8 protein-coding genes are annotated in these 7,611 nt (G+C 42.3%); 2 read left to right on the top strand and 6 right to left on the bottom strand.

Annotated elements, in window-relative coordinates:
- Nucleotides 1–271 precede the first annotated feature (271 nt).
- Both KTE19_RS12245 and murB read right to left on the bottom strand, forming a co-directional pair.
- A complete protein-coding gene (locus KTE19_RS12245; protein WP_217342395.1) occupies nt 272–2,395 on the bottom strand; it encodes a Na+/H+ antiporter in 2,124 nt (707 codons plus the stop codon).
- A 13-nt stretch (nt 2,396–2,408) separates the two neighbouring features.
- Nucleotides 2,409–3,323: a UDP-N-acetylmuramate dehydrogenase gene (murB, locus tag KTE19_RS12250; RefSeq protein WP_217163162.1), complete on the bottom strand. Its 915-nt coding sequence runs from the start codon at nt 3,321–3,323 to the stop codon at nt 2,409–2,411.
- 125 nt (nt 3,324–3,448) lie between these two features.
- On the opposite strand from murB, the gene KTE19_RS12255 reads away from it, so the two are divergent.
- Nucleotides 3,449–4,000 carry a 3'-5' exonuclease gene (locus KTE19_RS12255; RefSeq protein ID WP_263862398.1) on the top strand — a complete coding sequence of 184 codons (552 nt, stop codon included), beginning with the start codon at nt 3,449–3,451 and terminating at the stop codon, nt 3,998–4,000.
- 41 nt (nt 4,001–4,041) lie between these two features.
- Here KTE19_RS12255 and KTE19_RS12260 read toward each other — a convergent pair whose 3' ends face one another.
- The 4 genes from KTE19_RS12260 to KTE19_RS12275 are packed head-to-tail and all read right to left on the bottom strand — an operon-like array spanning nt 4,042 to nt 6,737.
- Nucleotides 4,042–4,533, bottom strand: coding sequence for a GNAT family N-acetyltransferase (locus KTE19_RS12260; RefSeq protein WP_217342396.1), 492 nt, complete (start codon nt 4,531–4,533; stop codon nt 4,042–4,044).
- Nucleotides 4,526–5,005 (bottom strand): tRNA (adenosine(37)-N6)-threonylcarbamoyltransferase complex ATPase subunit type 1 TsaE, encoded by a 480-nt coding sequence (tsaE, locus tag KTE19_RS12265; protein ID WP_217163157.1) that lies wholly within the window; start codon nt 5,003–5,005, stop codon nt 4,526–4,528. The genes KTE19_RS12260 and tsaE overlap by 8 nt, the downstream gene beginning before the upstream one ends.
- A 28-nt stretch (nt 5,006–5,033) precedes the next feature.
- Nucleotides 5,034–6,011: a phosphate acetyltransferase gene (gene pta / locus KTE19_RS12270; protein WP_217163151.1), complete on the bottom strand. Its 978-nt coding sequence runs from the start codon at nt 6,009–6,011 to the stop codon at nt 5,034–5,036.
- A 33-nt stretch (nt 6,012–6,044) separates the two neighbouring features.
- Nucleotides 6,045–6,737, bottom strand: coding sequence for a uracil-DNA glycosylase (locus KTE19_RS12275; RefSeq protein WP_217163149.1), 693 nt, complete (start codon nt 6,735–6,737; stop codon nt 6,045–6,047).
- 233 nt (nt 6,738–6,970) lie between these two features.
- Here KTE19_RS12275 and KTE19_RS12280 point away from each other — a divergent pair, with 233 nt between their 5' ends.
- Nucleotides 6,971–7,540, top strand: coding sequence for an LURP-one-related/scramblase family protein (locus KTE19_RS12280; RefSeq protein ID WP_217342397.1), 570 nt, complete (start codon nt 6,971–6,973; stop codon nt 7,538–7,540).
- Nucleotides 7,541–7,611: the final 71 nt, after the last annotated feature.

The raw sequence follows: 7,611 nt of genomic DNA on the forward strand, positions 1-7,611 counted from the left end.
AAACGAGCTAGCTTTGGCTATCGCAGTTTCTGGAGATTTAGAACGCGAGTACTATACGTTTTCAAGGTCAAAACAAAAAGATCCCTAATCACAAAGTGATTAGAACTCGAATTTAGTTTCACCAACAACAGTTGACGAAGAGCCATGAAAACCGAGTAGGCTTGTTTTGATGATCTTCATTAATTCCATGGGTTGGAAGATCCTAGAGCATGGTTTGAATGGGCAAAATCATTATCGTTCCTGATCATCTTGCAGCATTTTTCATGGACTGCTACTCATCATTCTGATAATCCATTATCAACACCGTTTCCGAATAATTAATGTATTGTCGCAGCCGAGCGGCCATGGCCCAATCAATATTCCCCTGTTCCAGCAGAATTTGGACACCCTCTCTTTCGGCTGCTAGCGCTTTAATTCGCAAATGCTGATATTGCAGTGTATGATCTTGAATTTGTTTTTTGGAATGTTCCTTAGCCAATTCAATCTGATTACGATAATGAATAATCAGATGGTAAACGGATTGGCCGTCAAACCTGTTATTATCAATATCGTCACGGGCAAAATAACTTGATAATTCTTTAATGGCACCTTTGGCCTGCTCTCGTTGAACGAGTGCTAATTCATCGGAAATATCGTGATGACTATGACGTTGAATTAACATTAACGAAATTTTGTTGCGCAGTCTCATAAATTGCTGTGATGTGCCATGACCCAATTTGATTTTTCGACCAATCGAATGAATCATCCGGTTCTCAAGCCGCTGCAGTCGGGCATTGGAAATCAGGAAGGTTTCCTTAGAAATCTCTTTGTCCTTATATATTCGTTGAATTGTCGCTCGCTCACCTCTTAATGCAACCCGTCTAAGTGCCAATTCATCGGAAATGATCGAGTCCATTTCCTGTTTGTTCTGTAATTTCAGTTCTAATCTACGAATCAGGAATTGATAATCCAAAATCAAGTCATAAGCTTCCTTTTGATTACTAGGACGTCGTTCTTCTTCAATTCGCTGAACAGCCAGCTTCATGATATAAACTCTCGCCTGATCCTCAGAAATATAATGTTCGTCAGGGTCGCTATCGGATTCCGTTAGCTCATTCGGATCATTAGCAGCGTTTGCTCGGGTTAATAGCGGCGCTTTATCTTCTGAAATCAACGGTAACATCACTGTTGCCACTACCAGACTGATAATGATGACCCCCGCTGCCACAAACAAAGCCAGTGAACGGGCCGGAAATCCATCCCCGTTTGCAACAACCATTGGGATCGATAAAACTCCGGCCATTGTTACAGCCCCCCGAACACCAGAAAGGCCTGCCAGTAAAGCTGCCTTAAAAGTTGGCATTTCTTTGGTTTTCACGAACTTCACTTTTCGAGATCGAATCGTACTTGCCAATTGATAAACATAAATCCACACGACTCTGATCACCAATAAAATCAGCCAGGCAACGAACGAAATCCCCACTGCGGCAAATGTATTGATCTTATCATTTTGAATCACATTGCTTGTCGCAATTGGCAGCTCAATCCCTAAAATCAAAAACACAATTCCATTTAAGGTATAGATAATAATGTCCCAAGTTCGTTCACTAACCAACTTGAGCTCTGGTTGACTTCGATCCGGGGCAGTCCCGTAAAAGTGAAAAACGATCCCTGCCGCAACCACAGCAATCACCCCGGAAGCATGTAAAAATTCCTCGGTTAATAAATAAACGACAAATGGCGTTGTCACTTGCAGGACAGTGCTAAAAATGACGTCATTGATTCCTTGGCGGTACAGCCAGTTTTCAATGAGTAAAATAATTGCAATAATGACAATTCCACTGACAAACCCCATGATACTTATGTAAACAAAGTCGATGGCAGCCGCCTTAAGGGAGAACACCCCAGTAACCGTTGCTGCAACGGCATATTTAAACGCAATCAGCCCACTGGCATCGTTGATCAAGCTTTCACCACTGACAATATGCAAAATGCCCTCAGGCAACTTTGCTCGCTTGGAAATGGACTGAACCGCAACTGGATCGGTTGGCGACAGAATGGCTGCAAGCGCGAAACTGACCGATAAAGGCATGGTTGGAATTAACACATGAAATAACAAGCCACCAACAATCGTTGTCAAAAAGACCAATGCAATTGCATTAGCCAAAATGGGCCCTCGCAGCTTCCACAGCTCTTGTTTGGGAAATCGCCGCCCATCATTGAACAGAAGTGGTGCAATGAATAGCAGAAGAAACCAATCTGTTTCAAGCGGAATAGAAATTTTCGTAAATATTGCAACCGCCAGACCAATCAGAACCTGAATCAGACTAACCGGCACAGCAGGAACAAAATGATCAACCACATTGGAAAAAATCACTAAGGCCATTAATAAGATAACAGCTTCGAGAATATGCACTAATTACCAACTCCTATTTCGTTGTGGGTTGTTCACCAATAATTCGGACTTCAGTTTCCAAATGAACCCCAAACTTCTCAAATACAGTTGCTTGAACATGCTTGATCACATTTAAATAATCAGTCGCGGTCGCATGATCCACGTTCACAATGAAGCCGGCATGCTTGGTGGAAACTTGGGCGCCACCAATTTGGAATCCCTGCAAGCCTGAATCATGAATCAACTTGCCAGCAAAGTAGCCCTTTGGTCGTTTAAACACGCTCCCACATGACGGTAGTTCTAGCGGCTGCTTGGATGCCCGTAATTGATTAAGTCGATCCATTTCCTTTTGAATTTTTTCGGCAATCCCGGCTCGAAGTGAAAATGTCGCTGACAGGACAATTTGATCGTTATCTTGAACACTGCAGTGTCTATAGCCAAAATCCAATTGCTTGTGAGTCAAGTGAAGGACTTGATTGTCAGGAGATAAAACTTCCGCACCAACCACGACATCATCAATATCACCACCATAAGCACCGGCGTTCATAAAAATCGCCCCGCCGACACTACCCGGAATTCCAGCAGCAAACTCAATGCCCGTTAAAGAATGATGTTGGGCCGCCTTGGTGACGTTAATTAACGAAGCCCCAGCATCGGCAACAATCATATTCTCATGACTGGTAATTTTATTAATTTCAGTTAAGATCATCGTCAAGCCCCGAATACCGCCATCTCGAACAATCAAGTTGCTGGCATTGCCGACAACCGTGACTGGGATTTGATTCTCATTGGCATATGCAAGCAAGGTTTGGCATTGAGCAACTGAGGTCGGTAATGCCAATGCATCAGCAGGACCGCCAGTGAGCGTGTGCGTAAAGTGGGACAATGGTTCATTTAATAAAACTTTGATATCTGGATGTTGTTGTTTTAAGTTTTCATAAATAGTCATCAGTTTTTCCTCTGTTTCCAAAACGTATACATTAATTTTACCACGATTGAAGTTTTCAATGTTAGCCAAAGAACTTTCGCGATCGTTTGTTTGTATTTTTGAGAAGATATTTGTACAATAATACTATTAATGAGGTGAAAAAGATGAACTTTGTCGCAATGGACTTCGAAACCGCAAACGCCAAACGGGCAAGTGCCTGTTCTTTGGCGCTGGTCATTGTTAGAAACAATCAAATTGCTCATGAATTTTATTCGTTGATCAATCCAGAAACAGATTTTAGTTGGCGAAACATCAACGTTCATGGCATTCACGAGTCAGATGTCGCAATGTCGCCAACTTTCCCAGAACTTTGGGAACACATTGCACCATTATTTGAAGCGAACAAGTTGGTGGTTGCCCATAACGCATCGTTTGATAATAGTGTCTTAAAACGCACTCTGGAGCGTTATGAATTACAACCGCCTCACTATCTCACGTTGGATACATTGCGGACTTCTAAACAGTTTTATCCAAATTTTGTTAACCATAAGCTAAACACGTTGTGTGACAATCTCAATATTGACTTGCACCATCATCACAATGCGTTAGATGATAGTGTTGCTTGCGCTAATATTTTGTTAACTGAACAGCATCAGTTTGGGAGTAATGCTTTACGACAATTTGTCAAAGCGATTTAGTCCAAATAAAAAAGTGATTTCAGATGTATTCTGAGGTCACTTTATTTTTCTGGGATATTTAAAATCATTTTATAAGCTTCTTGATCATGTTTAGAGAAGGTACTTGCCCGCTTAAATCCCAACTTTTCATAAATATGAACTGCCAGTGCGTTGTTGGCAAATACCGTTAATTCCAAATGGGACAGCATACTGTAATCGACAGCCCACTCAATCGCAAGCTCAACTAAGTTAGTCCCGATCGTGTAACCCTGAAAGTGTTTCAAGACCGCAACGCCTAGTTCGCCACTATCCTGGTCAATTCCATCCACCGTGACAATACCAATCGGTTGGGTTCCATTTAAGGCAATTGCCATGAGATTCGTGTGCGACTGGTTGATTAACCGAATTTGGTCGGCTTCCATCTCCGCGGTGAGCTCGCTTAGGTCTGAGTCCACAAGAAATGTATCGGATTCCCGCTGCAGCCGAACTAGCAACGCCAAAATTGCTTGAGCATCTACTGGTTCAGCCAGCCTAAAATTCACCTCATCACTCATTAGACTCTCCTAACACCTCAGTGATCATTTTGCTAAACCGATCACCCTGGGCTTCAAACGTAAGGGTCCGAACATTATCACCCTGGGCATCATCCCGATGGAAAATGATCCGCAAATATTTTGATGGCAATTCATCAGCCACGAACTTGGACCATTCTACGACATTCACACCATCACCATTAAAGTATTCTTCAAGACCCAGATCATCCCCACCGCCTTCTTCTAAGCGATAGACATCCATATGGTACAGGGGAATACGACCGTCTTGATACTCCCGAATGATTGTAAATGTCGGACTCTTAATCGGACGCTTAATCCCAAGTCCTTTAGCCAATCCCTTGGTAAAGGTCGTTTTACCGGCTCCTAGATCACCATCAAGTAAAATCAAATCTTGAGGCTGGAGAAATTGCGCCAACTTTTCACCAATTTGCATCGTCTGCTCAGCTGAATTGACCGTTACTGTATTTTTCAACCAATCACCTCATCAAAAAGAAATCGCCTTACTGTAAAGCTTGAACAGCAGTAATAATCGCTACTTTATAAACCTCATCTTCGCTACTACCACGAGATAGATCCGAAACCGGCTTATTCAGGCCTTGAAGCAAAGGTCCCATCGCTTCAAACCCGCCAAGTCGTTCCGCAATCTTATAACTGATATTGCCAGAATTCAGGTCTGGGAAGATGAAGACGTTAGCATGGCCAGCAACTTTAGAATCTGGTGCTTTTTTGGCAGCAACCGATGGCACAAATGCGGCATCAAATTGAAATTCACCATCAATTGGGACGTTAGGCGCTTTTTCTTGGGCCATCTGAGTGGCTTGCTGAACTTTTTCAACCATCTCGCCCTTAGCGGATCCCTTGGTTGAGAAGCTTAACATGGCAACTTTGGGATCGATATCAAACGCTTTGGCAAAATCTGCACTGACAACTGCAATTTCTGCAAGTTGTTCCGCATTCGGATTAATGTTAATACCCGAATCAGCGAACAAGAAGCGTTGATCCCCTTTTTGTAAGAGGAACGAACCACTGATTAAGCTGACACCGGGCTTTGTTTTGATGATTTGTAAAGCTGGGCGAACCGTGTCACTGGTTGCATGGATGGCACCAGATACCATTCCGTCTACCTTATTCATGTAAACTAAAGTTGTCCCAAAATAGTTTGGATCCTTTAGCCAATCATGTGCCTTGGCATCATCAGTCTTACCCTTTCGGCGATCAACAATTGCAGCGGCCATTTCATCAATCTGTACTTGAGGCAAATTCTGATAATCGATAATTTCAACATCACCCAAATCAATTGCTGAATCTGCAGCCAATTTGTGAACTTCATCTGGATTGCCAAGTACAATTGGTTTGAGTACTTTTTCCTCGGAAAGGCGACTGACTGCCCCAAGAATTCTGGCATCGTTGCCCTCTGGAAACACAATGCTAATATTTTTCCGGTTGATCTTCTGTTTAAGACTTTCAAATAATTCCACGATTATATCCTCCAATTAATGAGTGATTTTGATTTAAGATGATTGACTCACTTTTTCTGGTAATTGCCAGTCAATTGGCTCTTCTCCCATAGCGACTAGCGCCTCGTTGGTCTTTGAAAATGGTTTGGATCCGAAAAATCCGCGATTTGCCGAAAGTGGACTTGGATGGGCCGACTGAATCACGATATTTGTGTCGGTATCAATCAACGCAATCTTATCTCTGGCTGCCCGCCCCCATAAAATAAAGACGACCGGTTTTTCTCTGGCAGATAATTTTTTTATGGCTGCATCAGTGAGCTGCTCCCAACCTTTGCCCTTATGCGAGAATGCTTGGCCGTTTCGGACAGTCAAAACTGAGTTGAGTAACAAAACCCCTTGCTTAGCCCAACTCACCAGGGAGCCATGCTGAACAGGTTTGATGCCCAAGTCGGACTGTAATTCTTTGTAAATATTTTGAAGTGAAGGGGGAATTCTGACACCCGGCATTACGGAAAAGCTGAGCCCTTGAGCCTGATGAGGTTCGTGATATGGGTCCTGCCCCAAAATCACCACTTTCACTTTGTTAAATGGCGTGAGCTTAAATGCTTCAAAAATATTATCCATATCTGGATGAATATACTGGGTTTGGTACTCTGAAATTAAAAATTTTCTTAATTGCTGGTAGTACGTTTTCTCAAATTCTGGTTCCAAAACATCCCACCAGTCATTGTCAATAAACTGTTTCATTTGCAACACCTCACAATCGATTTTACCATATTCATTTTTAAATAACGAGAGTGAGACAGGAGGTTTGAGGATTAGAGTGTCAGTAAAGAACCAACTATTAGATTTGTGACCGGTGATCGGAATCAGCGTTTTGCTAAAAGTTGAGTTGATACCACCAGCTACTGGCACAAAAATACTTTTCTCTCCAACGCATGTGTTAAAATGATAATATTAAACGAAAAGGAAATGCGTCTATGAGCCGAATAATTCAACTAAATTTATCCGAATTGGACCATACCAGATCCAGTCGGGTAATCGATGAATATAAAGACACAAAATATCTCATTGTCGGGAAATGGGGCTTAGTTTCTGACACTTTTTCTGTTTACTCGATAACGGGTGACATCCTAGCAAAAATACGCCAACAATCGATGGGGAGGACGCCGAAATTTGACATTTTCTTTCTCCACCAGTTTGTTGGCAGTTCCGTCATCAACATTTCGATGCATTACACAACTATTTTTATCAATGGCCTCAATTGGCTGGTTATTGGCAATCAAGAGAAACAAAGTTATACCATTTGGCATCGACGGGAAAAGATTGCCACAATCAAATCATATGGCCAGTCTGATCAAATTATCCGACTGATTAAGGTAGATACGTTTAAACATGAACCGCTGGTTGTAGCGATCGCTGCCATTTTAAACCATCCCTCATTGGTCCACACATCAAGAATCAAACTACGGGATCTGGGGACATTGGCTGCCAAACCCAATCCAAATTGGGAAAACTCTCAGCCGTTCCATTTTAAATGTCAAACGTAAGCACTAAATAATTGGACGTATTCAAAAAGGCATTCGAGCATGTTATTCTTCAGATAACACAATCGAATGCC

The sequence above is a fragment of the Lentilactobacillus dabitei genome (genome assembly GCF_019061365.1).
In the GTDB taxonomy this organism is placed as follows: Bacteria; Bacillota; Bacilli; order Lactobacillales; family Lactobacillaceae; genus Lentilactobacillus; species Lentilactobacillus dabitei.

What these genes read in the sequence shown, in the direction of transcription:
- murB (WP_217163162.1), bottom strand. Translation starts at nt 3,323, where the DNA reads ATGACTATTTATGAAAACTTAAAACAACAACATCCAGATATCAAAGTT.
- KTE19_RS12275 (WP_217163149.1), bottom strand. Translation starts at nt 6,737, where the DNA reads ATGAAACAGTTTATTGACAATGACTGGTGGGATGTTTTGGAACCAGAA.
- KTE19_RS12280 (WP_217342397.1), top strand. Translation starts at nt 6,971, where the DNA reads ATGAGCCGAATAATTCAACTAAATTTATCCGAATTGGACCATACCAGA.
- KTE19_RS12260 (WP_217342396.1), bottom strand. Translation starts at nt 4,533, where the DNA reads ATGAGTGATGAGGTGAATTTTAGGCTGGCTGAACCAGTAGATGCTCAA.